26 protein-coding genes and 1 tRNA gene are annotated in these 25,698 nt (G+C 66.8%); 8 read left to right on the forward strand and 19 right to left on the reverse strand.

What is annotated here, in order from left to right; translation table 11 throughout:
* Positions 1–427: 427 nt before the first annotated feature.
* The 7 genes from ACM9LD_RS16685 to ACM9LD_RS16715 all read right to left on the reverse strand — a co-directional run bounded on the left by ACM9LD_RS16685 (position 428) and on the right by ACM9LD_RS16715 (position 4,881).
* A complete protein-coding gene (locus ACM9LD_RS16685) occupies positions 428–973 on the reverse strand; it encodes a hypothetical protein (RefSeq protein ID WP_415677704.1) in 546 nt (181 codons plus the stop codon).
* On the reverse strand, positions 970–1,122 hold the full coding sequence (locus tag ACM9LD_RS16690; RefSeq protein ID WP_415677705.1) for a hypothetical protein: 153 nt from the start codon (positions 1,120–1,122) through the stop codon (positions 970–972). Before ACM9LD_RS16690 ends, ACM9LD_RS16685 begins: the two co-directional genes overlap by 4 nt.
* A 186-nt stretch (positions 1,123–1,308) precedes the next feature.
* A complete protein-coding gene (locus ACM9LD_RS16695; protein WP_415677706.1) occupies positions 1,309–2,040 on the reverse strand; it encodes an N-6 DNA methylase in 732 nt (243 codons plus the stop codon).
* Positions 2,037–2,819, reverse strand: coding sequence for a hypothetical protein (locus tag ACM9LD_RS16700; protein ID WP_415677707.1), 783 nt, complete (start codon positions 2,817–2,819; stop codon positions 2,037–2,039). The genes ACM9LD_RS16695 and ACM9LD_RS16700 overlap by 4 nt, the downstream gene beginning before the upstream one ends.
* Positions 2,816–3,412, reverse strand: coding sequence for a hypothetical protein (locus ACM9LD_RS16705; RefSeq protein WP_415677708.1), 597 nt, complete (start codon positions 3,410–3,412; stop codon positions 2,816–2,818). The genes ACM9LD_RS16700 and ACM9LD_RS16705 overlap by 4 nt, the downstream gene beginning before the upstream one ends.
* Entirely contained in the window at positions 3,405–3,815 is a 411-nt protein-coding gene (locus tag ACM9LD_RS16710) for a DUF3846 domain-containing protein (RefSeq protein ID WP_415677709.1), read from the reverse strand. Before ACM9LD_RS16710 ends, ACM9LD_RS16705 begins: the two co-directional genes overlap by 8 nt.
* Positions 3,816–4,110: 295 nt before the next feature.
* Positions 4,111–4,881, reverse strand: coding sequence for a hypothetical protein (locus ACM9LD_RS16715; RefSeq protein ID WP_415677710.1), 771 nt, complete (start codon positions 4,879–4,881; stop codon positions 4,111–4,113).
* A gap of 165 nt (positions 4,882–5,046) precedes the next feature.
* On the opposite strand from ACM9LD_RS16715, the gene ACM9LD_RS16720 reads away from it, so the two are divergent.
* Positions 5,047–5,119, forward strand: a tRNA-Ala gene (locus ACM9LD_RS16720).
* Between the two features lie 1,338 nt (positions 5,120–6,457).
* On the opposite strand, the gene ACM9LD_RS16725 is transcribed toward ACM9LD_RS16720, so the two are convergent.
* The 5 genes from ACM9LD_RS16725 to ACM9LD_RS16745 form a co-directional block, all read right to left on the reverse strand.
* Entirely contained in the window at positions 6,458–7,495 is a 1,038-nt protein-coding gene (locus ACM9LD_RS16725) for a BtrH N-terminal domain-containing protein (RefSeq protein WP_074850301.1), read from the reverse strand.
* A 95-nt stretch (positions 7,496–7,590) separates the two neighbouring features.
* The gene (locus ACM9LD_RS16730) at positions 7,591–8,262 is read right to left on the reverse strand and encodes a transglutaminase-like domain-containing protein (RefSeq protein WP_068526269.1); all 672 of its coding nucleotides are present in this window, start codon (positions 8,260–8,262) and stop codon (positions 7,591–7,593) included.
* Positions 8,259–9,458, reverse strand: a complete 1,200-nt coding sequence (locus tag ACM9LD_RS16735; RefSeq protein WP_068526270.1) for an NAD(P)/FAD-dependent oxidoreductase — start codon at positions 9,456–9,458, stop codon at positions 8,259–8,261. Before ACM9LD_RS16735 ends, ACM9LD_RS16730 begins: the two co-directional genes overlap by 4 nt.
* Positions 9,455–10,846: a cytochrome P450 gene (locus ACM9LD_RS16740; protein ID WP_068526271.1), complete on the reverse strand. Its 1,392-nt coding sequence runs from the start codon at positions 10,844–10,846 to the stop codon at positions 9,455–9,457. Before ACM9LD_RS16740 ends, ACM9LD_RS16735 begins: the two co-directional genes overlap by 4 nt.
* Before the next feature lie 26 nt (positions 10,847–10,872).
* Entirely contained in the window at positions 10,873–11,193 is a 321-nt protein-coding gene (locus ACM9LD_RS16745) for a 2Fe-2S iron-sulfur cluster-binding protein (RefSeq protein ID WP_068526316.1), read from the reverse strand.
* 99 nt (positions 11,194–11,292) lie between these two features.
* On the opposite strand from ACM9LD_RS16745, the gene ACM9LD_RS16750 reads away from it, so the two are divergent.
* Positions 11,293–12,318: an AraC family transcriptional regulator gene (locus ACM9LD_RS16750; RefSeq protein WP_068526272.1), complete on the forward strand. Its 1,026-nt coding sequence runs from the start codon at positions 11,293–11,295 to the stop codon at positions 12,316–12,318.
* Between the two features lie 5 nt (positions 12,319–12,323).
* On the opposite strand, the gene ACM9LD_RS16755 is transcribed toward ACM9LD_RS16750, so the two are convergent.
* Positions 12,324–12,800, reverse strand: coding sequence for a PaaI family thioesterase (locus ACM9LD_RS16755; RefSeq protein ID WP_068526273.1), 477 nt, complete (start codon positions 12,798–12,800; stop codon positions 12,324–12,326).
* Between the two features lie 93 nt (positions 12,801–12,893).
* Between ACM9LD_RS16755 and ACM9LD_RS16760 the strand changes: the two genes are divergently transcribed.
* Both ACM9LD_RS16760 and ACM9LD_RS16765 read left to right on the forward strand, forming a co-directional pair.
* The gene (locus tag ACM9LD_RS16760; protein WP_068526274.1) at positions 12,894–13,508 is read left to right on the forward strand and encodes a TetR/AcrR family transcriptional regulator; all 615 of its coding nucleotides are present in this window, start codon (positions 12,894–12,896) and stop codon (positions 13,506–13,508) included.
* A gap of 111 nt (positions 13,509–13,619) precedes the next feature.
* On the forward strand, positions 13,620–16,625 hold the full coding sequence (locus ACM9LD_RS16765) for an MMPL/RND family transporter (RefSeq protein WP_068526317.1): 3,006 nt from the start codon (positions 13,620–13,622) through the stop codon (positions 16,623–16,625).
* A 108-nt stretch (positions 16,626–16,733) separates the two neighbouring features.
* Here the strand turns inward: ACM9LD_RS16765 and ACM9LD_RS16770 are convergent, their stop codons facing one another.
* Positions 16,734–17,081 carry a hypothetical protein gene (locus tag ACM9LD_RS16770; protein WP_068526275.1) on the reverse strand — a complete coding sequence of 116 codons (348 nt, stop codon included), beginning with the start codon at positions 17,079–17,081 and terminating at the stop codon, positions 16,734–16,736.
* 20 nt (positions 17,082–17,101) lie between these two features.
* Positions 17,102–18,202 (reverse strand): ImmA/IrrE family metallo-endopeptidase, encoded by a 1,101-nt coding sequence (locus ACM9LD_RS16775; RefSeq protein ID WP_225536079.1) that lies wholly within the window; start codon positions 18,200–18,202, stop codon positions 17,102–17,104.
* Positions 18,203–18,478: 276 nt separating this feature from the next.
* On the opposite strand from ACM9LD_RS16775, the gene ACM9LD_RS16780 reads away from it, so the two are divergent.
* From ACM9LD_RS16780 to ACM9LD_RS16795, 4 genes are all read left to right on the forward strand, one after another.
* Positions 18,479–19,207: a hypothetical protein gene (locus tag ACM9LD_RS16780; protein ID WP_225536078.1), complete on the forward strand. Its 729-nt coding sequence runs from the start codon at positions 18,479–18,481 to the stop codon at positions 19,205–19,207.
* Between the two features lie 65 nt (positions 19,208–19,272).
* Complete coding sequence (locus tag ACM9LD_RS16785) at positions 19,273–20,328, forward strand: tyrosine-type recombinase/integrase (RefSeq protein ID WP_225536077.1); 1,056 nt, start codon at positions 19,273–19,275, stop codon at positions 20,326–20,328.
* On the forward strand, positions 20,315–22,315 hold the full coding sequence (locus tag ACM9LD_RS16790) for a tyrosine-type recombinase/integrase (protein WP_223120764.1): 2,001 nt from the start codon (positions 20,315–20,317) through the stop codon (positions 22,313–22,315). The genes ACM9LD_RS16785 and ACM9LD_RS16790 overlap by 14 nt, the downstream gene beginning before the upstream one ends.
* Complete coding sequence (locus ACM9LD_RS16795; RefSeq protein ID WP_220270942.1) at positions 22,312–22,773, forward strand: DUF6262 family protein; 462 nt, start codon at positions 22,312–22,314, stop codon at positions 22,771–22,773. Before ACM9LD_RS16790 ends, ACM9LD_RS16795 begins: the two co-directional genes overlap by 4 nt.
* A gap of 69 nt (positions 22,774–22,842) precedes the next feature.
* Here the strand turns inward: ACM9LD_RS16795 and ACM9LD_RS16800 are convergent, their stop codons facing one another.
* The 4 genes from ACM9LD_RS16800 to ACM9LD_RS16815 all read right to left on the reverse strand — a co-directional run.
* The gene (locus tag ACM9LD_RS16800; RefSeq protein ID WP_415677711.1) at positions 22,843–23,034 is read right to left on the reverse strand and encodes a hypothetical protein; all 192 of its coding nucleotides are present in this window, start codon (positions 23,032–23,034) and stop codon (positions 22,843–22,845) included.
* Positions 23,035–23,191: 157 nt separating this feature from the next.
* A complete protein-coding gene (locus ACM9LD_RS16805) occupies positions 23,192–23,482 on the reverse strand; it encodes a hypothetical protein (protein WP_415677712.1) in 291 nt (96 codons plus the stop codon).
* Positions 23,483–23,584: 102 nt separating this feature from the next.
* Positions 23,585–24,211 (reverse strand): hypothetical protein, encoded by a 627-nt coding sequence (locus ACM9LD_RS16810; RefSeq protein WP_415677713.1) that lies wholly within the window; start codon positions 24,209–24,211, stop codon positions 23,585–23,587.
* A gap of 254 nt (positions 24,212–24,465) precedes the next feature.
* Positions 24,466–25,698: AAA family ATPase (locus ACM9LD_RS16815; protein ID WP_415677714.1), on the reverse strand; the 1,233-nt coding region annotated here is incomplete at its 5' end.

Genomic DNA, 25,698 nt, shown 5'->3' on the forward strand with positions numbered 1-25,698 from the left:
TACCTCGGCGCTGCGCGCCGATGAGGACCGCACAAGGCGCTTGCGCGCCTTGTAAGGCGTTGCTGCGCAACGCGTTTCGGGTTNNGTNANCGTTGCGGTCTTCCCGTGCGCCTGCGGCGCACTGGTATGATGATTCCAGNTTGTTGCGCTTGGCTTTTCAGTACAGAATGCACGGGTCTAGTTCAAAGCCTTAGTGATTGGGAATCATGTTGCTGCGCAACAAGATAGAGAAGGATAGTCGCGGCTGCGCCGCGACACTGAAACCCACTGCGCTACAACCCATTATGAACACTGCGTGTTCATCGTATATACTACAGTCGGTTAGCTCCGCGCCCGAAATCCGAACTTCCCCGGCGCGGCCACACGCCAACACGCGAGAGGGGGCACCGCACCGGCGGCACCCCCTCCCCCACCAAACCAGCAGCAGCTACAGCACCACACCCCGGCGATTCAACATATTCCCGATCAGCATTCGCACGTCGTCGATGCTGTTCGCGCCTTCGAACAGCTGCGCCGCCTCATCCTCCGTGAGCCCCAGCAGCTCGCGAGCACGGTCCTCTACCATCGTTGCCTCATCCGCCCCGTCGACGGGCAGCACCAATGCCCAGGACACCACCACCCCCGGCGAATCATCAAGCGTCACCGACTCGATCACCGGGCGATCGCCCACCAACAGCGAGGCGTGCCCAGCCACGCACGCGGTCGTCCCGCATTCCTTCAGCACCACTGCAGCCGGAACCGCCTGCCACGCCGCCCCCATATACGTCTCCACCGCAGCGTCACGTACCGCCTGGCTTACCCGCACGCTGCCCCAGTCCCGCTGGTCCCACCGACCCCCGTGCTGCTCATGCCCGCTCACCAGGTCGGCGTACTCCGTCTTCAGCTCGGTCTCGATCACCGCCAGCACCTCGCGCAGCAGCGCAGTGCCGCGCTTGCTGGTCGGCGTGAACTCGCTCTCCGTCGTCGTGCTCATGCCGCCACCGCCTCGCGAGCCGAAACCAGCGTCCGCAGCGCGGGGGCGCCGGCCGCAGTGAACACCGGCACTACGGACTTCTTGCGCCCCAGGGTATTGCCTACCGCAGTGACGAAATCCAGCAGATCGCCAACCAGAAAACTGAACATCACACGTCCCCTTCCAGGACCAAAAGGAAGCCACCCGAGACGCCCAATGCGTCCCACAAAAGCGGATTACCTCGTCTTCACAGTATACCCCAGCAATGCCGAAACCCGCAGGTCGCCAATGGAACCGGGCTCCTGTGCCTGCGTCCGCCCTACACCGCACCCCACCCTCCTCAGCCCGAACGCGTGTCATCCGAGCAACGGATCACCGACCGCGCCGGTACCGAGGAGAAGACCGTTCCCGCAGGTCAGCACAACGTCGATGATGCCGTGCGCGGACATGTTGACTCCAGCGAGTGCGACGGCAAGAGGGTCGAGGTCGTTGAGCGCCCACGTGCAGGTGTCGGGGTTCTTCCCTGCGCTGCGCATCGCCGCGATCGTGCCGAGCACCAGGCCGCCGGCCCCACAGCAGGGTTCAGCGATGTGCGTGCCCTCGTCAGGCGTCGCCATGGCACCGATCAGCAGCGCCAGGGACATGGGGGTGTAGAACGCCCCCGCTGCCTGCTGGCCGCTGCGTCCGCGCAGGATCGAGTACACCGGGCCGAGGAGGTCTCCCCCCGCCTGCTCGAATGAACCGAAGAGGTCGCAGTCTGCGAGGACGCCGTAACAGGCCCCGAGTGCCTCGACCTCGTGGTCGGCGGCGCGGTCGAGCCAGCCGGTCAGCGCACCGATGCGAGGTTCGAGGTAGGGGAACGACCTCGCCTGCAGCTGCCACAGCGTCCGCGTGTTCTCGGCAGTGTCGTCGAGGCAGGACAGACGGCGCAAGGCCGCCGGGAGCAGGGCGGGCGCGCCAAGCATGGTGTTCGCGGTTGCGAGGGCGGTCAGCGGGATCTGGATGTTGCTGGTCCCGTTTCGGTGGGTCGCGTTGTCGAGCCTGTCCGACAATCGATCAGGCGACAGGACGACTTCACGCCTGCTCATCGCTGCTCACCAACCGCCCCTGACGTCGCCGCTGACGCCTCCTCCAGCTCTCGCTGGACCTGGGCGACCACCTCGCGCTCCCACGGCTTCAGCGGGCGATTGCGGGGGTCGGACACGTCGCCCCGGTACCACGCGTCGGAGTCCTCCCAGATGCGCCGGTACGGGTGCCTCCCGGTGTCCAGTGCTGCGGTCGCGTCGCGCTTCGTCGTGAAGGTGTCCGCCGTCCCCTCACCGTCGGGGCCGCCGATGACGATGCCCCAGCTTCGCGTGCCGCGCTTGCGCACACGCCACGTCGACGGCGGGTACTGAAAGTGCCGCTGCACCGCCTGCTTGAAGCTCTCGCGCTCGTAGAAGCCCACCTCGCGACGCAGCCACTGCCCCGCCTCCGGGTCGAACCTCGCGTGCCGCTCCAGGTACGCGCGGACCTCCTCGGCCACCGACGGCCAGCCCAGCGCCTCCGCGCGGTCCAGCGCCCGCGCGGCCTCGTCGATGCACAGGCCATCAACGTCCTTGAGGAAGTCCAGATCGAGCACCGGCAGCACCGGATCATTGGTGACCTGTCCTCCCCGCACCAGTACCGCGTTGTCACCGTCCAGGACCTGCTGCGCCAGACGCACAGCTGCGTCCAGCGCGGCCACCACCTCGTCGGGGAGGGCGCTCCGGTCGATGCGCTCACCGGTCCGTGCATCGACCGCGGTCCGGCGCTCTGCGGCGATCACGCCGCGCGCCGTGACGTGCAGGTCCACGGCATCACTACGGGGGCTCTCGGTCGGCCTCATGCCTTCGCCGCCTCTCCGTCAGTAGCGAACCGGCACGAGACCGGATCACCGTGATGCAGGCCCATGCACTCCACCGCGGAGGGGTCCCAGACCCGCCCCGGCTTGCTCAGCTTCCGCCGCGTCTGCTGCTCGGCCTCATCGATCGCCGACGCCGACAACGCCTCGTAGTGCTCGGCGCCCGCCTCCGCGATCTCCGGCATGCCGCACGCCTTCCACATCCGCCAGTACAGGCCCATCCCGGCGTTGTTCATCGGCGTCCGGAGCGTGACCTCCTTCATCGCGGCCAGCACCTCGGCGGACGTCGCGGGCCGCAGGTCCTTCCCCGCCGCGACCCGCTCGAGCAGCTCCCGCGCGTGCGAGCGATAGAGCTGCTCGTGCACCCCGACGCCCTCGCCCTCGCCGGTCGGCTGAATCAGCGAAAAGCAGTGCCACAGCGCATCCGCATGCTTCGGGTGACGACGCATCGCGCCTTCGATCTCCCGCTCCGCTACGCCCATCAGGTTCAGCACCGACCCGATCGCCGAGGCGGCGTCGTCGAACAGCTTGCGCAGGTCCAGTTCTGCGGCCTCGGGCCGTGCGATCGTCCTACCCATGATCGGCCACCGTCCCGGCGAGGTCCGCCGCCTGAGCCTGCGCGGCGGACACGTCGGCCCCGAAGTGGCCCAGGAAGCTCAGCAGCTCCACGAGCAGCGCGGGCGAGAGGTCCGCCTCGTCCCCGTTCGGCGTGTTCGCGCAGAACAGCGCAGCACCCGGGTACGGCTGCCGGGTGCGGCCGAACTCCCCCGCGACCAGCGACGCCCACCGGTTCACGACGAACGACTCCCGGCGGAAGCCCTCTTCGTCGACCCACATCACCAGTTCGTCGCCGTCGAGCACCACGGGCTCCGCAGCGTCACACGCGAGTTCGCGGTACATCACCGCCAGCACGTCCGCAGCCGCGCCCAGCTCCACCAGGCGCACCGCGCCCGACGGATCGACGACGATACTGCGCTTCACGTTCGAATCCGACATCATCGGATGACCCCTTCCAGGTCAGTGGTAGCCCCGACTACCGGGACTGTCGAGCCGCCCAACTGCGGCCCACGCCAATCATGATACCCACTGTCACTGACAGTTTTTGAACGATCCCTCGGACAAGTCAGCATTACGCCCAAGTCGAGCTGTTCCCCTCACCCGACCTACGGCGGGTTGGGTGAGGGCAAGCAATCTCACAGCAGCATCGGGAAGGCAAGCACTTGTGCGCGCTTCTGCCGGCGGCCCGAGGGGCACGCCGGCAGAAGGTCAGCGCCGCTTATCGTCGAGCCAGGCGGGCGGCCAGGAGCCGGTCCTCGAGCGCGGCCTCCTCGGTCATCAGCGCCAGCGCGGTGTCGGCCACGTGCGCGAGCCAGGTCAGCGCGCACGGCCGCAGCGGGTGCGCCGGCATCAAGGGACCGTCGCCGGTCCAGCGGAGCCAGAAGTACTCCAGGTACTCATCGTCGGGTCCGTCGACGACCACTCGGGCCGACACCCGCACCTGCATATCCCTGCCCTCAGGCAGGACCACGTAGAGGCTCGGCGGGTTCGCCGGCTCAGGCAGGCCCTCCGCGACGATCCAGTCCAGCTCGTCGCAGCTCCAGGCGATCGACGACATCAGCCCGTGCAGCGCGTCCGAGCAGTCTCCGCGCTCGCTGAGCGGCTTGGCGGACTGCTCGGACAGGTCGCGGGCGTAGTCCCGGATCTCCTCCCGGTCGCGCGCCTCGAGCGAACGCCACCACGCCACGAACCTCTCGGGGTCGCGGCGCAGCACGACGGGGTCGAGCGCGCCGGCCGCCACCAGTTCCCCGGCATAGCCGCTGATGAAGAACGGGTCGTGATCGCCACGGTGAGGTCGTGCCGAGAACACCGGGCCGTCGTTGACGTTGACCCGCAGCACGCGATCTTCGGCCAGTTCCGAGGTGTCGACCGTGACTACCAGCGTGCCGGCCACGGTGACGTGCGCGGCCAGCTCCACCGCCTCGTCACTGAGCCCCACGCGCCAGGCCACCGAGCCGGGACCCCAGTCGATGGGCTCCGCTCCCTGCACACCTGCCGGGTCCGGATCCAGCGCCGAGACCTCGTTCGAATCTTATCTCCAGCTGACAGGCTTGGTAAGGGGTTGACCAGCAGGGATGCTGTGGTGGACATGTCCGTCACGAGGTCGTAGTTTGGCGGTGGGACGGTGCCCAGCAGCGGGTGCACAACCACACACGGGGGCTTAGCTCAGTTGGTAGAGCATCGCCTTTGCAAGGCGAGGGTCAGGGGTTCGAATCCCCTAGCCTCCACAGATATGATGAGTTTCTGACTGCTGTCAGCTAGGAGCCCCCCCCGGATCGCCGGCCCCGGGGGTTCTGAGCGTTGGGAGGTCCAGCAGATGACGAAATGCTTGACTGGCCATGAGGCTGGTCCGGCGAGTCCGTGATGGTGGCGGGTGCGCGGGGTGACTATTGTGGCGTCATGGCTCCGACGCAGCGTACGTATCGATGTGTGGAGGCCGACGTTCGCCGACGAAGCCGACGTGAGGCGTTCCTGGACGCCGCGCTCTGTGTCTTCACCGCGTTTTGTCGACGGTGCTCCGCGAACACCTCCAAGTCCTCCCCGCCGCTTCACAGGCCCTGATCTGCCAGAGCGCATAAAACCTAGTCAGAGCACTCGATATCGCACCGCTACTCAGTGGAGGAATCAGCCTCAAAACCGATCCTCCCATGCGCGCCATCCACGACGATGCCCGTGATACTCAGACGGCGAACACCGCCTCTACCGATCCCCTCGCAGCCGACACCACCACAACCAAGTTAGGGCGCCCTCGGGCCTGACTGTGTCGGATCGGTGACAATCGACAACGCCTTGCGGTGCCGGTGAACCACATACGACACCGACCACCGCGACGTCAGATCCTCGAGCTGCTGCTCCTCAAGCAACTTCACCCGCACCCACAGATGACTGCTAAGCCCCGGTATCCCGAGCGATCACATGCTCGGCATACGCGCACACCGAAGCCCGATCCCACCCTGACGGGACAACGACCGTCCGCCGAGAAGGCATCTGCAGATCATCCTCCCCATCCACATCCACGAACCTACGACCAAACGCGGCCACCCGCCTACAGTCGGGGCCAAATCACACCGCCCTGGTTGGAGCCAGACCAACTTGACATAGCCACCCGCTGGCGGGGTGTACTGCTGCGAGCGAGCAGTGATTCGAGATCTCCCGGTGTCCCGATCCACCCCGGGGACCACAACCGTTGCGCTGACCCGCAACGGTTGCTTGATCCAGTCGGGGGGAGCGCTCACCGGGCCGGTAAGAGCGCGAGGACAGGCGCTTGGCAACCACGCCCCTCGAGGCCGTGTTCGAGCATCACCTGGCCATCGGCCTCGTCGGCCGCGGTCCACGATGGGGGACTTGTACGACCGGATCCGCCAGTCGTCCGTCGCATCGCCCCGACGCACCGTCTATGGCGTCGACGGCGATGGCTCGCAGCGTGTCGACAGATCGCCACGACGGATCAGGACCCAGGTGAGCGGGAACCGGCGTCCTGCTCACGGTGGTGCTCCTGCGTGCGTTGTGTGAACGCGGCGGCCCTGCTTAGCGCCCTACTCGCGGACTTCCCGCGACTGGCCCGGTTAGCCTGACAAGGATGCTGCGGCCTTTCGCAGTGACGCCTCCAGAGTCGCTTCCGCCTCGGGTAGAGCTGCCGCGAGGGTTGTGACGGATCGGAGCCGCTCGGATGAGGCGTGATCCTTCTGTACTGCTGCGCGTGCGACTGCAGTCCAGGATGTCGCCGCATGGTGGGCGTTGGCTGCAAGGATGGCGGTTGCGTGATCGCCGGTGAGGCGTGCGATTTCATCGCAGCCCTGTGCCAGCAGTCGGCGGAAGAGGCCACCGCCGGTCCCCGCTTTCTCGATGAAGGCGCCGAGGCTGAATAAGTGCATCTCGAGGTCGTCGGTGGACAGGGCTCCCCAGCTGCAGACGTCGGATGCGAGAGCGCTGGCCGCGTCGAGGCCGTGTGACCCATGTTCTGCGGGCCCGGCGATCGTCGATGCGCCTGGGGTGCTCAGGCTCGCTGCGGATTGCGCGAATGCCTGTGCGGCCACCTCGATAATTGAAGGCGGCGTCTGTGGCCAATTGATACGAAACTGCGTGTGTCGGGTTGGCTCCGGGAAGGAGGTCGAGCGGCGCGCGCGTGCGAGTGCGTCCAGTGGGACGCGTTGAAGATCTTCGCGATCGTTGTCGGCGATGTACGCGATGCCTTGCGTCTCGTCGTAGCCGACTACCACGATGTCGTGGCGGCTCATGCGCAACTGGACCCGCAGATAGGGGAGTTCTGCGATCTCCGCCCAGACCAGTGCAGGGCGGCCCTGATCGATCTCGCCACGAAGGTTCTCCCAACCCTCGGCCGGGTCGTCGGTGGCAAGCACCTCGACGGTGCCGCCCAGACGGCGGGGGAGGTCCACCTCAAAATCAGGTCCTCGTCCGACCAAGTACACGGGTGGCATCAGCGCGCTTGATCGAATGTAGGTGAGGGAGAGGGCTCCGCCGAGGGCAAAGACGAGGCCCTCATCGGGTGGGCCGTCGAAACCGAGCCCGGTCCACTCCATGAGGTCTCGCATCGCACCGGACCCACAGTGGCCGCCCATTCGGTGCGGGTAGGGGTCGATCATCGAGGGGCCGGACACTGACACGAGTCTCCTGTGTTGAGGCGGTGCGGATCTTGTTCGTAGAGTCGATTGCCGGCCGACGACTGAGGCAGGTCGGGTTAGGCGTGGAATGCATCTAGTGGCGTCGCACGCTGCGTGAATATCAGAGGGCCATAGGCCTGTTTGAGAGCCGCCAGGATGTTGTCGAGAGGCAGGTCGTTGTACGTACCTCTTTCGCGGACGTACTCCATGTGTGTTGAGCCGTCCGCGGAGTGAGCGTGGAGCAACGCGTCGCTGTCGCCGGTGAAGTCGATCGGGGCAACTCCGAACCGTGCGCACAGTTCCGAGTTGAACGCGGGTGTTGCCTTGAGCCACCGTCCGTCGATGTAGACGTGGCTGTACCCGTGATAGACGAAGACGTCGGTTCCCATCAGCTCACGTAGGGTGCCCGTTTGGAGGTGGTTACGGACGTCGGCGAAGCCGAACCGCGCTGGGATCCCGGCGGCGCGAAATGCGGCGGTGAGCACGACGGCCTTGGGGACGCAGTATCCACGTCCGGATTCGATTACGTGGCTGGCCCGGTAATGCTCTGGGTCGTTGGAGACGGTGTACGGGTCGTAGCGGATGGCGTCGCGTACCGCGGTGAACAGGCGGCGAGCTTTGTCTTTGTCGGTGGTCGCGTTGCCGACGGCTTCGCGTGTGAAGGTCGCGACGGTGGCGTGCTCGATGTCGAGGAAGCGTGAACCCGTCAGCGCCGCCGGGCTGACCGCGTTTGTCGGTGATGTGGTCATGGGGTCGCTCCGATCAATGCGGACCTGACGATCGGCGCTCGTTGTGCAATGGCGCGCTTGGCGTTCACGAAGTCAGCGGGTCTGTTGACGCAGTCAGCTGCAATCAGTTCTCCGGCGGAGAAATAGTAGCAGGTGAAGTCGCGGCCATGGGCGGGGTCGCCGCTGACCAGCACCTCGTCGTATCCGGTGTTGAGCCCGGCGATCTGGAGTTTGAGGTCGTATTGGTCGGACCAGAACCACGGCAGTGCGGCACGACCGGTTGTGTTGTCGCAGATTGTGGCCGCCGCGATTTTGGCGTGCTCGGTTGTTGCGGACACGCACTCGAGACGAACACGTCTCCCGTACCGCTCGATTCGGTGGTTGGCGCAGTCGCCGGCTGCGACGATGTCAGGATCGCTGCTACGAGCGCGGTCGTCGACGAGGATGCCGTTTTCGACGTCGATGCCCGCAGCTGCTGCGAGCTCCGTGTTCGGAATGACGCCGACGCCGACGATGACCAGGTCAGCGGCCAGCGTTTCTCCACCGGCGAGGACAACGCTGGCGACTCGTTTGTCGCCGCGGAACCCCTCGACGATTGCGTCGATCCGTACGTCGACACCCTTCTCGCGGTGAATTCGATCGAAGAATTCCGACACGACGGGCGCCGTGACACGTTCGAGTACGCGTCCTGCCGCCTCCAGGACGGTCACTTCGACACCCAGGGTTCGAAGCGAGGCCGCTGTCTCCAGGCCGATGTACCCGCCGCCGACAATGACGACCCGCGAACCCGGGACCGCGGCGGCGCGGATGGCCTCGACGTCGGTGGCGGTGCGCAGATAGTGCACGCCCGGCAGATCGGCCCCAGGGACGGGCAGTGCGCGAGCTCGAGCGCCGGTGCACAGGGCCAACTTCGAGTAGGACACCGCGTCGTTGTTGCCGAGAGTGACGGTTCGTTCGGCACGGTCGATCGAGGTTACGGTTCCGTCGACGAGCTGGATCCGTTGCTTGTCGTAGAACTGGTGGCTTCGGATCGCGACATCGTCGAGATGGCAATCGCCGGCCAGGTATGCCTTGGACAGCGGCGGCCGCTGATACGGCAGGCGGCCCTCGTCGCCGATCAGCAGGATGTCTCCAGCCCACTTCTCCTTGCGCAAATTGGCCGCCAGCTGTGCGCCGGCGTGGCTTGCGCCGACGATCACGACCCGATCAGTGCTCACGTCTCCTGCTTGGGAGTCAGACGGACCATCATCTTGCTGATCCCACGAACGAAGTTGGACTGCACGTACTCCGGATCACCGACCACCGCGATGTCGTCGAAGCGCTCGAGGAGTTCTTCCCAGAGAATGCGCAACTGCAATTCGGCCAGGCGGTTTCCCATGCAACGGTGCACGCCGAAACCGAACGCGATGTGGTTGCGAGCGTTGGACCGATCGATGATGAGCTCGTCCGGGCGGTCGAACACTCGCTCGTCGCGGTTGCCGGAGGCGTACCACATGACGACTTTGTCGCCTTTGCGGATGAACTGACCGTTGAGCATCACGTCCTTCTTGGCGACCCGGCGCATGTACGCCAGGGGGGTTTGCCACCGGATGATCTCCGACACCGCGTTGGGGATCAGGTCCGGATTGGCTTTGAGTTTCTCGAACTGGTCGGGATACTCGTTGAGAGCCAGCACTCCGCCGCTCATCGAGTTGCGGGTGGTGTCGTTGCCGCCGACGATCAGCAGCACGAGGTTCCCGAGGAACTCCATGGGGCTGTCGTCGAGAAGGTCTTTGGTGTCCTCGTTGCTCTGCAGCATGGTGATGAGGTCGAAACCAGGCTCCTCGCCTGCCGCGGTCCGCGCGGCCTTGTCTCGCCATAGCGCACTCAAGCCCTGTGCCATCGCGACCATCTCGCGGAAAACTTTGTCGTTGTCTGATGGTCCGCCGTTGGCCTGCTCCATCGACGTGGCCAGATCCGACCACTGGACGAGTTTGTGGCGCTGCTCGTAGGGGTAGTCGAGCAATGTCGCGAGCATCCGCGCGGTCAGTTCGACCGACACGGTCTGGACCCAGTCGAACGGTTCGTCGAGCGGTAGCTCGTCGAGGACTTCCCGGACGCGCGACCGGATGAGGCCCTCCATCTCGCGCAGGTTCTTCGGTGCGACGACTCCCTGGACGGCGGCGCGCTGCTTGTCGTGCCGCGGCGGGTCCATGGCGATGAACATCGCGATGTCCATGAAGCGGGGCGGCCGACCGATGATGATGAACGGTTCGGCGGAGAACGCGTCGTGGTTCTTGTCGACAGCGATGATGTCGGCATGTCGAGTGACCGACCAGAACGGCCCGAAGGGACTGCGGGGCTGGAAGTGAACGGGCGCCTCATTGCGCACACGCTCGAAGTAGGACCGCCACCTGCCCTGTCGGTAGAGGAATGGGTTGCTCAGATCGATGTCGGTGAGTTCGACTTCCTCGACAGGCGGGATGGGGGTCTCGGTGAAGATCTTTTTGCCGTCGGTTCGGGTGACGATCCGGCGGGCCTTGTCATAGACGTGGGCGCCACGGATTTGTAGATCGATCGGGATCATGGACTGCGCTTTGTCGGCGAGGGCAGTTGAGATGCTCATAGATGTTGCTCTTTCGCTTTAGACGTTCACAACTGGAACTCGGGAAGGCGAACGGTCAGACCGTCCCACTCGTTGTTGGCGGTCATCTGGCAGGCCAGTCGCGAGTTGGCCTCACGTTCGGGGTGCATACTCAACATGCCTTCTTCGACGTCTGTGCTGTGTCCGACGGTGTCGATCCACGCGCTGTCGACGACGACGTGGCACGTTCCGCATGCCGCCTCACCGCCACAGTCGCCATCGATCCCCGGTATCGCCTCGTCGACTGCAATCTGCATCAGTGACCTGCCGGGCGTCACCGGCGCGGGGTAGTCCTCGCCGTCGTGGGTCACGTAAGTGATCGTGGCCATGGCCACCTCCTTGTTCGTGGGTCGTAGAGGTGAGTGTGCACGCGGCAGATGTGCTTGATCCAGGCTCGGACGTCGCGATGTCTTGTTAAATTGGCTCATGTGAGCCTTGTCGAGTTGGGGATACCGCCGCTAGCGTTCGCGCAGCTCCTCGACAGCGGTGCCCTGGGCGCGGCGGAGACGCGAGCGTTCGGACGCATCATGGCCCGCGAGGGCGTCGATCTCGCGGTCGTCATTGCGCGACAGGGCCAAGTGCCTGTCCGGTGGTTTCACGAGGTGTATCCGGCGATGGACGCCCAGCAGGGATTCCGGTTGGGCGTGGCGTTCGCCGAGCACGCCCAGCTGACCTCTTTCGGCCCCCTCAGTTTGCCGCTGGTCAGTGCGGGTTCCGTCCTCGAAGTTGTTCAACTGCTTCGGTTCTTGCCCCTGATATCGACCGCGCTGAGCACCGAGTTCCAGCACGGAGACTCTGGACTGACGATCGCTCTGGCCGGGCGCACAGATAGCCCCGGCACCGATTGTCTCGCCGTCACCTACGGTGGTCTGGCTGTCCTGCGGTTGGTGGACATGCTCGCCGGTGCCGTCCCCTCCGTGGAGCTTCATCTGACATGCCAGGCGCCGGCAGACCTGATCGTCGTGGGTGAGATCGGCCATCGGATCCTTTTCGACGCGCGCGCGGCGTTCGTGCATATACCGGCTGCCGTGCTCTACGACGTGTGCCGCTTCTCCGACCCCGTGGCCTACCGGATCGGTATCGCCGAGCTTCGACGCGTCTACGAACAGCGCAGGCCCAATTCCTACACGCAGCTGGTCCGCGCACAGTTCGATGCTGACCCTGCGCGCGCTGACGGCGCTCGTATCGCGGCGGAGCTGGCGACATCGGTGAGCACACTCAAGCGACGCCTGCACGCCGAGGGCACCACCCTGCGTCGCCTGCGGCAGCAGTTCGCCCAAGAACGAGCCACCGCGCGACTGCTGGATCCCGGCATCAGTGTCGGCGAGATAGCCGCAGAACTGGGGTACTCCGAGGTCGCCAGTTTCTCCCATGCATTTACACGGTGGGTCGGGTGCTCCCCGACTCAGTTCCGCCGCGCACCGTCGAATCAGCGGGCAGCGCCGGGCATCTGAGCAGGTCAGTCCGCGCGGAGGAAATTGACGAAAAAGCTGTCTACCGTGGAGGTGTCGGCGTAGCGCGCGAAGTGCGTGAGATCGACTTTCACGAACTCGCTAGTGGCGGAAAAGTAGGTCTCGCCCTCCACGGTCCCGCTCGCCCCGATGTGCAGGGTGTGATCGGCGTCCTCGTCGATCCACGCCGTGAGGCGTACTGGTACGTGGAGGGGTACCGGTCGGCGGTACTTGACCGTCAACGTGCGCGTGACGGCCGGGGTGCCGGCGATCCACAGCGTAAATCCCATGATGTCGTCGCACGCGGCCGAGATGGCCCCTCCATGCGCCAGACCTGGTCCACCGGAATGCTTTTCGGTGAAGGAGTGATCTGCAAAGACTCGGTCCTCGTCGCGGTAGACCTCGAGCTGCAGGCCGCTGGCATTTTCCGGCCCGCAGCCCATGCACGATGGGGAGTGCGCGGGCAGTCTGCTGGGTGCTGACATCACAGTCCTCGAATCGATGCTCGTGCCGGTAGCGGACCGCTACTGACGGTATCGTTGGCAGGATGCCACATACGTGGACCAACAGCGAGAAGAATGCGGGTAGCGGTGAGCATCGATGGCCTCGACGACGTCGATCCGCGGCGGGTTCGTTCCAGGAACCGTCTACTCGACGCCACGGCGGTGTTGCTGCGCAGAGGGGGAGTGGAGGCTGTCACCGTCGAGGCGGTCACCAGCTTGTCCAGGGTTGCCCGCACAACCCTCTACCGGCACTTTGGCAGTACCACCGACCTGGTCGCCGCTGCCTTCGAGCGTTTGCTGCCCCAGGCCGATCGCCACGAACTCTCGGGGTCGGTGCGCGAGGACTTGATCCGGTTGATGGATCGTCAGGCGGACGTCATCGAACAGGCGCCGCTGCAGGTCACCACGGTCGCGTGGTTGGCGATGGTGCCCGAACGGGCCGGCGAGCAGAGCAACGCCCTGGCCCCACTGCGTGCGCGGGTGGTCGATCACTACCGCGAACCGTTCGACCGATTGCTCACCAGTGCCAGTGCCGTCGACGAGCTCGACGATTTCGACCTGACCCTGGCCATCACCCAGCTCGTCGGACCGCTGATCTTCGCCAAAATCACCGGCATCCGGGCCGTCGACGCCGATGACCGCCGCCGCATCGTCGACGACTTCCTGACGGCGCATCGCCGCATGCCCTGACCGCTCGCACGGTCCACGCCGAGTCCGAAGACGAGCGACCGCGCCACCGCTTTTCGCTACATCATGTAGCGTACCGATCCAGGTAGTTCCGTTTCGGCAGGAGTGGTGTTGATGGTGGTGCACCGGCGATCGGCTGGCGCGCGGTCAGAACGCGCGGAATACAGCGCCACGCTTGCGCGGGTGGCTCGGTACGCGCTAGCGCACAAGGTTGTCGTCGTCGGCGCGTGGCTCGCGGTGGGTGTGGTGCTGGCGCTGGCGTTCCCGCAGCTCGAGACAGTCGTGCGCCAACAATCGGTCGATCCGATCCCTGCGGGAGTGCCGTCATTTCAGGCTTTCGACCGGATGGGTACGGCGTTCGGGGAGAAAGGCGCCAAGACAACGGTTTTCATCGCCATGGAGAACCGTGGCGGCCTCACCCCGACGGTGCGCGTACGCTACGACGAGCTTGTTCAGAAACTTCGTGGCGCCACCGCCGATGTCGCTTCCGTCCGTGACCTGGTGGGGGATCCGACGACGGCGTCGCAGGCGGTGAGCCGCGACGGGACGGCCTGGTACCTGCCGGTGGGGCTGACCGGAACGCTGGGCGGCCCCGCCGCGACTCGCGCCTTGGATTCCGTGCGCGACCTCGCCTATCATTCGTTCTCCGGCACCGGTACAACCGTACACGTCACCGGGCCCACCGCCACCTTCAGCGATCAGATCGTCACGGCCGAAAAGGACCTTGTGGTGATCACCATGGCCACGGTTCTGCTGATCGCGTTCATCCTGCTGGTGGTCTACCGGTCGCTGTTCACCGCGCTCGTACCCCTGCTGGTGATCGGGATCAGCCTCGGGGTGGGTCGCGGTGTGGTGTCAGCGTTGGGCGAGTTCGGAATGCCCGTTTCACAGTTCACCGTCGCGTTCATGACGGTGATCCTGCTCGGTGCCGGCGTCGACTACACGGTCTTCTTCATCAGCCGCTACCACGAGCGATTACGGTCGGGCGCCGAGCACGCACCTGCGCTCATCGACGCCACCGCTACGATCGGGCGCGTCATCCTCGCCTCCGCCGCAACCGTCGCCCTGGCGTTCCTGGCGATGGTGTTCGGAAAACTGAGCGTCTTCTCCACTCTCGGGCCGGCATGTGCGATCGCGATCGTCATCGGGTTCCTCGCCACGGTCACCCTGCTACCGCCGGTCCTGCACGCCGCCTCCCACCTCGGGTGGGGTGCACCCCGCGCGGACCTGACGCGGCGCTACTGGAACCGCATCGCGGTACTCGTCGTACGGCGCCCCGCCTCGCTACTGGCTATGACACTCGTCGCTCTGCTCGCCCTCGGCGCAGTGGCGTTGGGCATCACCATCACCTACGACGACCGCAGCGGACAACCCGCCACCACTGACAGTAACGAGGGTTACGCACTGCTCGACCGGCACTTCCCGACCAACACTACCGTCCCGGAATTCCTCGTGATCCAATCCCCGAACGACATGCGTACCGCGAAAGGGCTGGCTGACCTCGACGACCTGGCATCACGCGTCGCGCAAGTCCCGGGAGTGACCCGGGTTGTCGGCGTGACCCGACCCACCGGCAGCCGCCTCGAACAAGCCCAGCTGTCGTGGCAGAACGGACAGATCGGTGACCGACTCGCCGCGGCAGTCAGTGACGGCCGATCACGCACTGGCGACCTGTTCCAACTTCGAGATGGCGCCGACCAACTCGCGACCGGCCTTGCCACGCTCGACAGCCAGATCCGCGCCAACCTGACACCGCTGTTGCGAATTCTCGACCAGGCCACGACCGCGGGACAACAGATCCAGCAATACCGACCACTGCTCGGTCAACTCCGCACAACCGCACCCGCACTCGACCAACTCATTGGGCAGGCACCGCAATTGGCCACCGCGGCAAGGCAGGCATCCGACGCCTTGAGTCTCGTGACCGCCGTGCGGCCCTTGCTCGACAACGCTCCCTGGTGCGCCCCGATCCCTCAGTGCGCCGCCGTCCAACAGCAACTCCGGACCCTGGGCACACTGCGGGATTCCAACTTCCTCCTCCAAATCGGCGCTCTCTCCGGGCAACTGGGCAACCTCGGCACACCCATCACCACCATCACCGCGCAACTCACCGCCGCAGTGGACACATTGGACACAACGCTGGGTGCTGTCACCGCGCGCGACCTCCCCGCACAACTCGCCCAGCTTCAGAACGGGGTGAGTCAACTCGCTGCTGGCTCCCGCGCGATTGCCGGGGGAGTCGCCGCACTCGTCGACAGCAACCTGCAACAGTTCGCCGGGATGGCCACCCTTGCCGCGCAACTACAGACCACCGCCCGCGAAACCCGCGGCTCGGACGCCGCCACGGGTTTCTACCTACCGCCTGACGCGTTCGTCAACCAAAAGTTTTCCGACGTTGCTGCACAATTCGTCTCTCCAGACGGGCGGACAGTGCGCTATGCCATCCAAACCGACGCCGATCCCTACAGCAGCCAGGCGATTGAACTCACCAACGCCATCACCACCGCAGCCCAGACAGCGAGACCCAACACCGCCCTGCAGAACGCATCGGTGTCGCTAGCGGGATTCCCCGCCATCAACGCCGACCTGCAACGCCTGCTCAGCCACGATTTCCGGCTACTCGCCCTGGCCACCCTCATCATCGTCGGCATCATCCTGATCGCACTACTCCGAGCGCTCATTGCACCGCTTTACCTGCTGGGAACCGTTATCCTGAACTACGCTGCAGCCCTCGGCGTGGGGGTGGTGATCTTCCAATGCATCCTTCGCACCGAGATTGCCTGGCCTGTACCGCTTCTCGCGTTCATCGTGCTCGTCGCCGTCGGCGCCGACTACAACATGCTGTTGATCTCCAGGCTGCGTGAGGAATCCCACCGCAGCATTCGCATCGGAGTCCTACGAACCGTCACCAACACCGGCTCCGTCATCACCTCCGCCGGCCTCATCTTCGCGGCAAGCATGTTCGGACTGATGGTCGGCTCGATCGCCATCATGACCCAGGTCGGCCTCATCATCGGTGTCGGACTACTCCTCGACACCTTCGTCGTCCGAACGATCGTCGTACCCGCAATCGCCACCCTGGCCGGACCAGCGAGCTGGTGGCCAGGCAAACACGGGTGACCCGAATCCACTGCGCCCGCATGACGACGAAACATAACGGTCGGCACGCGGCCCGTCGGCCCCACACCCAGCTCGCTATCTGATAACGCACACCGTAAGATCGACAGATTAAATAACTGGATGACGGTCGCAGGACTTGGTCGTAAGACCGCGGGCGTGTGCTTCGCGCCAGGCGGCGGCGAGGTTGTCGGCGCGGCTGTGCCAGGTCATCTCGCCGAGGTACTCGGCGTGCTTCCTCGTCGCATCGGTCCACCGCAGCTCCGCGTACAGGCGCCGGTACTGGCACCGGAGGACCACCCGCCCCAGCGCGTTCGGTGCGGTGCGGATGGCACGGTTGTGGCGGCCGCCTGCGGCGTCGTCCTGCTCTTTGGCCTGCACTGCCTTGTTCGACCCGTGCGGGACGCGCCAGTGGTGGTCTTTGACCGCGTCCTTGCTGTTCCAGCCCCACCGTGACATCCCTGGCGTCCCCCGCGCTGTTAGACGACGGTCAGGTGACGGCTGCCGGCGGTGGCACCCTCGGGTGCGCCGAACAGGCTGGTGCGGTTCTCGGCGGTGAGCAGTGTCAGGGCGTCGAGCTCGGTGGTGCTGTATCCGTCGGTGGCGAGCTGGGCGAGAACATCGCGGGCGAGCTCGGGTGTCTCGGTCGGGACACCGGGCCGGGTGCCGTACATCCGGCCGGTTTCGTTGAGTAGTCGGAACATCGCCCGGTACTGCCGGTCGGAGAGCACGCCGCGCTCGCGTGCTCGGACAACGAGCGAGGACTCGCTCACGCCCCAGTCCAGGCGCAGCTCGTCGAGCTCGTGCACGGTCCGGGTCGAGACCCGGTCCAGCGCCGGGCCGATGTCGTCGACCGGGGCGAGGAACTCGGCGGCGAAGACATTTGCCCGTCGCTCGGTTTCGGTGGGGCTGACCAGGGTCATCGCATCCATCACCAGGTGCCCGAGTTCGTGCGCGAGGGTCATGCGCATCCGGTCCGGCGGTAGTGCGGCGTTGACGTACACCAGGTGCGGGTGATGCGCGGTGGCGCGTAGGGTGACCGCGTCGATCTCGCGGTCGTGGAAGTCCTCGACGACGACGAAGACCCCGGCCGCTTCCAGCAGTTCGGTCATCGACCGGATGGGGCCGGCGATGCGCCAGAGCCGGCGCAGGACTTGCGCGACCGTGATTTCGCCGAGATCGGCGGCGTAGTCCCCGGGGTCGAGATCGGGCAGCGCCAGTTCCGGATCGAGATCGGTGTGGGCGACGACCCGGCCTAGCCGCATCGCGACCAGGTTGGCGCGCGCCCAGACGCGGTCACGTTTCCACTCCGCTGTGGTGGCGTTGGCGCGGAAGTGCGTGCCCTGCGCAGGTGAGCGCTCGAACGCGACGCACAGCGCCTCGACCGGGCATTGCAACGCCCGGGCGTAATCGTCGAGCGCCTTACCTGCCAGCGGCAGAGCGCCAGCCTCGACCCGGGTGACGTGCGATCCGGAGATCCCGGCCTCCTCAGCGAGCCGCTTCTTCGACCAGCCGTGCGCCAGTCGTGTCAGCGCAACCATCACCGGGTTCGCCTCGGCCTGCGAGAAGAGTGCCGTCACCCAGATCGCCTCCATATCCTCGATCGATCCCTGCGTTCCACGCTATCGCGGTAACAGCCGAAATCTGCGCAGAAACACCGTGTGAACTGCGACTTTCTGCCCGACGCGGTTATCTCCATCCGAAACGCAAGTGACTGATGTGACGTCCGTCTCGCTCGCGAGAGCGAGGCGAGACGGTTTGGCCAATTCTGCAGGTCACGGCGTGTTGTCTTGCTGAGAACTGTACCACGTTAGGCAAGATTCCATGCAAGTAATTACATCGATGGGAGACAGATCGTGACGGCACTCATGGACGACGACATCAACCCGCTCGACGCGGGAGCGGTTTCTCGGAAGGAGGCGCAGCGGATCCTGCGCCCGGTGACGATCGGCGTCGGCGCGCTGCTGCTGGCCGCGGTCGATCACTGGAACACGCTGACCGCGGGGCAGCCGGCGCACTTGCGGACGGTGCTGCAGCCGCTGCTGCGGGGTAGTCACGTTGCGGCGTTTGTCTCCGCCGGCACCAACGTGTGGCTGAGCACCCAGGGGATGCACCCGCCCGGGCACCTGGTCAAGCGGCCGTATCAGTGGTCCGAGGTGAGTAGTCACGGCCGTACTTACCTGGCGATCCATCACAAGGAGATGGAGGGCACCAACACTCGGCGCAAGGCCTTCATCAAGCAGGACTCGCAGACTCTGCAGCTGGTGGGCGATCCCACGCACTGCGAGCTGACCTGGGACTACGACGCGGCGACCGATTCGCACGTGCGGCGGATCTGGGTCAGCGCCCCCGGGGTGCAGTGGGAACGGTTCGAGATCCCGATGGACCAGGTGCAGCAGAGGTACGCCGCGTGGCGCAAGCGGGACGTGCGCTGGCTGCCCGGGCGGCTGCCCGCTGCGTCGATCGCCGACGCCGCGATCGCCGATGACGTGGTCATCGATGTGCGTGACGAACAGCAGCGTCGGCGCACTGACATCACGACCCGCCGGCCGCGCCGCGCCGACGGCCTCGAGGACCAGCGATGAGGGCCGCCCCGGTCACGGTCCACGGGGTCCGGTCGTGGACCGTCGTCGACCAACAGGGTTTGCCGGTGCTCGAGATCGAGCAGTTCCTGCATTGGCAGCGGGCGATCGGACGTTCTCAGAACACCGTCCGCTCGTACGCGCGGCACCTGAGTCAGTTCTATCGTTGGCTGGCTGCGCGGGGAATCGTTTGGGATGAGCTGGATTTCCGGCAGCTTTGTGACTTCGTCGCCGTTCTCACCGCTGGACTGCCGCCGCTGCCGTCGCGGTGCGGGGGCCGTGCACCCGGCACGGTGAAAGCGGTCAGCGCCGCGGTGCGGGAGTTTTACGAGTTCCACCGCGTCGAGGGCCGGGGACCGCAGGATCTGGTACTGACCCGCAACCCGTCGAAGCTGCCGCGGCGCGCGCACAGCTTCCTTGCGCACCTCGAACACCGCCGTCCGCGCGAAGTCTCCCGCCTGGCCCGGCCCGACCGGCAGTCGGCAGAGACCGTGCAGGTCATCGACTTCGAGACCGACTTCGCCAAGCTGCTCGCCGCGGCGTCGACCACCCGTGACCGACTGCTGCTGTCGGCGCAGTACGACCTGGGCCTGCGGGTAGGCCAAGCGCTCGGCCTGCGCCACGGCGACTTGAACCCGATGCGCAGGCAGGTGATGATCCGCCGGCGTGACGACAACGCCAACGGGGCGCTATCAAAGCAGAAGACCCAATTCATCGTCGAGGCTCCGCGGCGGTTCTTCGACCTGTATGCCGCGTACCTGCTCGGTGAGATCGCCCACGTCGACAGCGATTACGTGTTCGTCAACCTCTCACGCCCACCCGTCGGTGGTCCGATGACCTACTCCAACGCCTACCAGCTCATCGAACGGATCGGCGCCGCCGCCGGGATCGACGACCTCAACCCGCACATGCTCCGCCACACCCACGCCACCGCCCTGGCCAAAGCCGGATGGACCGCGGCCGAGATCGCTGCCCGCCTCGGCCAATCCCATTCGGCCAGCGCCGACGTCTACATTCACCTCGCCAGCGACGACCTCGCCGAAAAGCTCCGCACCACCGAGCATCTGGTCTGGCGAGAACCGCAGCAGTACCGACTGAAGGGAGACGGCGATGGCGCGCGGTAACGGCGAGCGCGCCCGGTCCGGGCCCCGCGGCGTCCCCGCTCTGCAGGTGCCGGACGGGCCTTGGTGCGCATCGACGTGGCCGGTCGTCGACATCGCCGGCGACCGCCGCCGCGCCGCCACCGACCCGTGCGCCGTCTCCGACTGCGACGGCGAGCGGTACTGGCTCGGCGGCCCCGGTGGACGCGCAGCCGCCACCTCGGGGCTGTGCTATGCCCACTACTTCCAGTGGTTCCGCGCTGGACAGCCCGCCGACTTTGACGCCTGGGCCACCACCAGCGCTCTGCCCGTCGGCGTGCCCCGTGGACGGCCCGCCACCACGCAGGTCGTCGACTTCCGCCGCATCCCAGCGGCGGCCGCCGACGAAGTCCGGTTCGTCGCCGCAACCAAGATCGGCCGCGGCGACTGGACCCCCAACGCCGGCCTGCGCCGCGCCCTGATCGTCCTCATCGAGGTCGCGCACGGGCGTATCACCAGCTCCCTGACCGAACGCCCCGTCGACGACTGGCTGCTGCTGTGCAGGCAGCACTGGCCTTACACCAACTTCGACTCCCTCTGCGCTCCCTACATCCGGAGGTTCTTCCGACTCCTTCACGGGGCCACCGACCCCGACCCATGGGCCGCGGATCACTGGCGGTGGCGCGACGGATTCGAGTTCGTCCTCGACGCCACCCAAGCCGGGGCGACACGAACCGCTGTCGACTGGGCCACCATCCCGGTGCCCTGGCTCAAAGAGGCCGTCAAAAGCCTGGCCCGCCAACAGTTGTCTACCTCCCGCATGTCCTGGGGAACGCTCACCCAGTGGCTGCGCGCCACCCGCCAGCTCGCCCAGTTCCTCACGCTCGACGGAACCGTTCCCGAACCGTCTGCGGTCACTCGGACGGCGTTCCTGGACTACCTCGAATGGACGCGCCGCCCCGACACCAAGGCAAGCCCCCAGCTCGCGAACACCGCGGCCTACCTGCTCGAAACACTGCGCGACTGCGGACTCGTCGACGACCTGGGATCAGCGATCTTCCTGCGCCGCGGCGAGAACGTCCACCGCAAGACCCGCCGACCGAGGCCCTTTCCACCCGATGTCATCGAACGCATCGACACCCTGATCGTCGACAACCCGGCCACCGACCCCACCCTCCGGGCGATGATCGCCACCACACGATGGGCGGGGTGCCGCATATCCGAACTCGTCGCCCTCCCGATCGACTGCCTCCAACACAGTGAGCAGGGCCACTGGATCGAATACTGGATGACCAAAACCAGCGCCTGGCGGCGGCTTCCAGTCCCCGAAAGCCTCGCCGAGATCATCCGCGACCAGCAGACCCGCGTCCGCGACACCTACGGCCCCGACGCCGAGCACCTCTTCCCTGGCGCCCGGTCCAGCGCCATCGCCGGCCGCACCCAGCCCTGGTCCACCAGCGGGCTACGACACCGCCTCGCCGCACTGTTCCGCGAGCACGGCATCACCACGTCCGTCGCCACCGGCGAGAAGATCTCCGGAGGCGACGTCCACCGCTTCCGCCACACCATCGGAATGCACCTGCTCAACAACGGATGGACCCAACCGGAAGTGCGCGACTTCCTCGGCCACCACAGCGACACCATGACCGCGACCTACGCTCGCATTACCGACGACACCCTCGCCCGCAAAGCCCGCGAATTCTGGGACACCAACCCCGACAAGGGCGTCGACGCCACCGTCGAGCGCCTGCGCGCCCGCTTCACCACCGCACTGCCCAACGGGTTCTGCACGCTCCCCGCGACGCAGCGCTGCGAGTTCCGCCCGAACCCCTGCATCGACTGCTCCTTCCACGACCCCGGCGGCCGCACCTTCCTCGGCGCACACATCACCCACCGCGACCAGCTCAGACAGCTCGCCGCCCAAGCACAAGACAACGGCGACCGCCAGGCAGCGGACCTGAACAAGACCATGCTCGACAAGGTCACCAGGCTCATCGACGAAATCGACTCAGACACGCAGGAATCCAGGTGAGCAATGGCGACCGCGATCACCGCACTGCACGCCTCACCGCGGCCGCCGCCGCCCGCACAACCAGCGCGACCGCCCGCGCACGTCGAGCCATCACCCGGCTGCACAACACCGGACAACCCGTCACCTTCGTCGCTGTCGCCAGAGCCGCCGACGTCTCAACCAGCTTCCTCTACAAGCAAACCCAGCTCCGGCAGGATATCGACGCGAAGCGCGGCACCGCCACCGCCGGAATAGAACGCTCCAGGGCAGCCAGTGCCGAATCCCTCCGCACCAAGCTCGCAACCGCGATCGACCGCAACCGCGAACTGACCGAACAGCTCGAGCAACTACACACCGAGAACGAGGCGCTCCGAAGCCGACTCCTCGAACTGGGAACCCGGCCGCCGGCCAAACAAGAAGCCCGTCGAGGAGAACATGCAGATAATCCGTCCGCCACAGGGCCACAACAGCCACGATGAGACCCGTCAGCCACGTCGTGGACAGTCAGGAGGCTCCTAGAGATATCGTTCCCTCCCCCGGCGCGCTCATCACCACACCACCGCCTGGGACATGACGCGCGTCAGCTCGTCGAGCACGGCGGTCTCACCGTCCAGCAGCCAGGTGTCGATCACGGCCCAGATCCGCTCGGGACCGTCGTGCAACGCGACCGCCGCCTCGGCCGACGCCGCGAGCACCGTCCGTCGGACGCCACCGTCCAGGATCAGGTAGTAGTTCCGCATGGGAAGCCCCTTTCAGGCTAAGGGGGTTCGGCCTTCGCCGAACCCTGGGAGGTCGCCCAACTGCGACCCACACCAATACCATACCCACTGTCACCGACAGGTTTTCGTGACAGGCGGCCTCCACCCCACCACCACGACGGCGGGTGCGCGACAAGAGCTAGTGCTGGCCCGAGAGAAGTCTCTCGAGGGCATGCTCGGCCTCGACGTAGTCGGCGGTCCGCCCGTCCGGGCCGGCACCGACCGAGAGCACTGCGACCACCTGGTCGTCGATGGTCAGCGCCAGGTGCGGGAGGCCGGCGGCGCCGGCGCCGGCGTGCTCGCGCAGCAAGGTGCGCGCGGCGGCGCGGGCCTCGTCCACCGCCCCTTGCCGGTCGGTGGCACTGCCGTCGAGACTCACGGTCTGTGAGTCGGCGGCCAGGACGGTCAGAGATGCGCTCCAGGTGATCATTCCGCCAGTCTCGCACCTGCCGCGCCGCCGACCGGTCCGCAAGAGCTGGTTGTCCACAGCCCGCCCCGCTGGGGGTGGATGCTGTGGACTAACCCATGCGGGCTAATGGTCGGCGTCGAGCCACCCCGCACCGCGCAGGTGGTGCCTCGAGCCTCGCGGCCGCCAGCTCGGCGCGAGCGGGTTCGCCGCCGCGTCCGGTCCGTCGGCGAACGCCGCAACGGCCAGCGTGTGCGCGCGGCGCATCGTGTCCATCACGCTGTCGAGGGCCACCAGGTCGAGGATGTTCACGGTGACCGGCCGCAAGGTCAAGGTGACCATCGGGTAGCGCGTGCCGGTGATCGGGTGGGGGAACATCTTGCGCTCGGCGGTACCGGTGGGCGCGCTGGTCCACGTCAGCACCGTCCGCGCCACCACGGTGTTCTCCATCCTCGCGTGGGGCCACGCCGCGCTGTGGTCGACGGCCATCCCCTGCCGGGCCTGCCGGGCCAGCGCGATGAACCCCGCCACGTGCTGCACATGGAAGGCGCAGACGAAGTTCATCGTCAGCTGCCCGCCCAGCTCCACCGCCATGCTCGCACCCGGCCCGCCACCGTCGGTCACCGACACCCGGCCCGCGATCCGACCCGTCAGGTCCACGGACACCCGCGTCACCACGGCCCCGTCCTGGATCTTCTCCAGCGGAGTTCCCGGCACTCGCGGCTCCACCCCGAAACCATCCGGCGTGCTCATCGGCATTGCATCCACCCTTCCAGCGGAAACGACCTCCCGGCCTCTCAGCCTCGGGGTCAAGGTCGCCCAACTGCGACCCACAACCACATCGTATCCGCAGGCACCGACATGTTTCCCGCACCTGCACTCATCACCGAGTTCCCCTCACCCGACCTACGGCGGGTAGGGTGAGGGGAACCCTCATACGAGACGCCGGCCCCCGGCTCGTAGGCCCGTGGGGGGCGGCGCGGCGTCCCCCACGGGCCTACCGGTGGTCAGGCCGGGGCCAGCGCGTCGAGTACCTTGCGCGCGGTGACCACTTCCGGGGCATCACCCGTCAGCACCCGTTCGGTGTGCGGGTCGCACAGCACGCTCAGGTGGGCGCGGTGGCGGCTGAGCGTCACGCACAGCCGCCCCGGGTCGAGGGCGAACGGTTCGGCCTCCCTGTACCCGGCCAGCGGGTGCACGGCCACCACGGCGGGTCGTTCCAAGCCCTGCACGCTGTTCGCCGTCCCGATCAGCAGCCCGGGCACGTCGGCCAGCAGCGCCCGCAGCGCGCCCGCCTGCGCGACGTGAGGCACCACAACGGCCACGTCTGATCCACTCATCGGCACAGCACCGCTGCCGCCGACGCGGTAGTTGTGCCCGACCAGCTCCCGTACCCGCTGCGCCACCGCGTCGAGCAATCCCGGGTCTGTCGGCCCGTACTGCACGGGCACCGACAGTGCCGTCATCTCGGGCAGCACCGCGCCCGTGTCGGTCACCAGAGCCTCATCGGGACGCCGCGACCCGAACGGCATGCCCGGGTAGAAGTGCTCCGAGAGCAACGCGCACGTCTGCGCGCCGAGCCGCCAGGAGTTCGTCAGCGGCACTTCGGTCATCGCATCGCCGTGCGCAGCCAGCAGCGCATCGGGCGCGCTCCGGTGCGGCCCCGTGGCCTGCCCGTCCCACCGCACCGTCGAGCCGGTCACCACCGGCGCGATCTGGCCCGGGTCACCGACCAGCACGACCTGTCGCGCGAGCGCGCCAAGCGCTCCCAGGTCGCCGTAGGTGCACTGCCACGCCTCATCGACTGCCAACACGTCGGCTGCGACCCTTTCGGGGTCCATGTACAGCCACCGCGCGGCGGTCCCCACCAGGATTTCCCCACCGCCAGGACGCGACCACCGCGCCGACCGCCCGGTCACCGTCGGCACGCCGAGCGCGGCGGCGCTCACCGCGCCCCGCCCGGACGTGATGAGCGACACCCGATCCGATACGCCCGCGATCCGCTGCGCCAGCTCCGCTGCCTGTCCTCGGGTCTGCGCGGCGACCGCCACCCGCAGCCCGCCCCGGTGCGCGAGCGCTGCCGCGAGCAGACTGACAGCGCGCGTCTTGCCCCCGCCCGGGCAGGCCCGCAGGATCACCGCCGGATCGGCGCTCCACACCGCCAGCAGCACCCGCGCCAGCCGGGGGTCATCGAGCAGCGCCGCACCCGGCCACCCCCGGCCCGCCGTCCCGGCGGCGGC

The sequence above is a fragment of the Tsukamurella hominis genome, assembly GCF_965137015.1.
GTDB classification, from domain to species: domain Bacteria; phylum Actinomycetota; class Actinomycetes; order Mycobacteriales; family Mycobacteriaceae; genus Tsukamurella; species Tsukamurella hominis.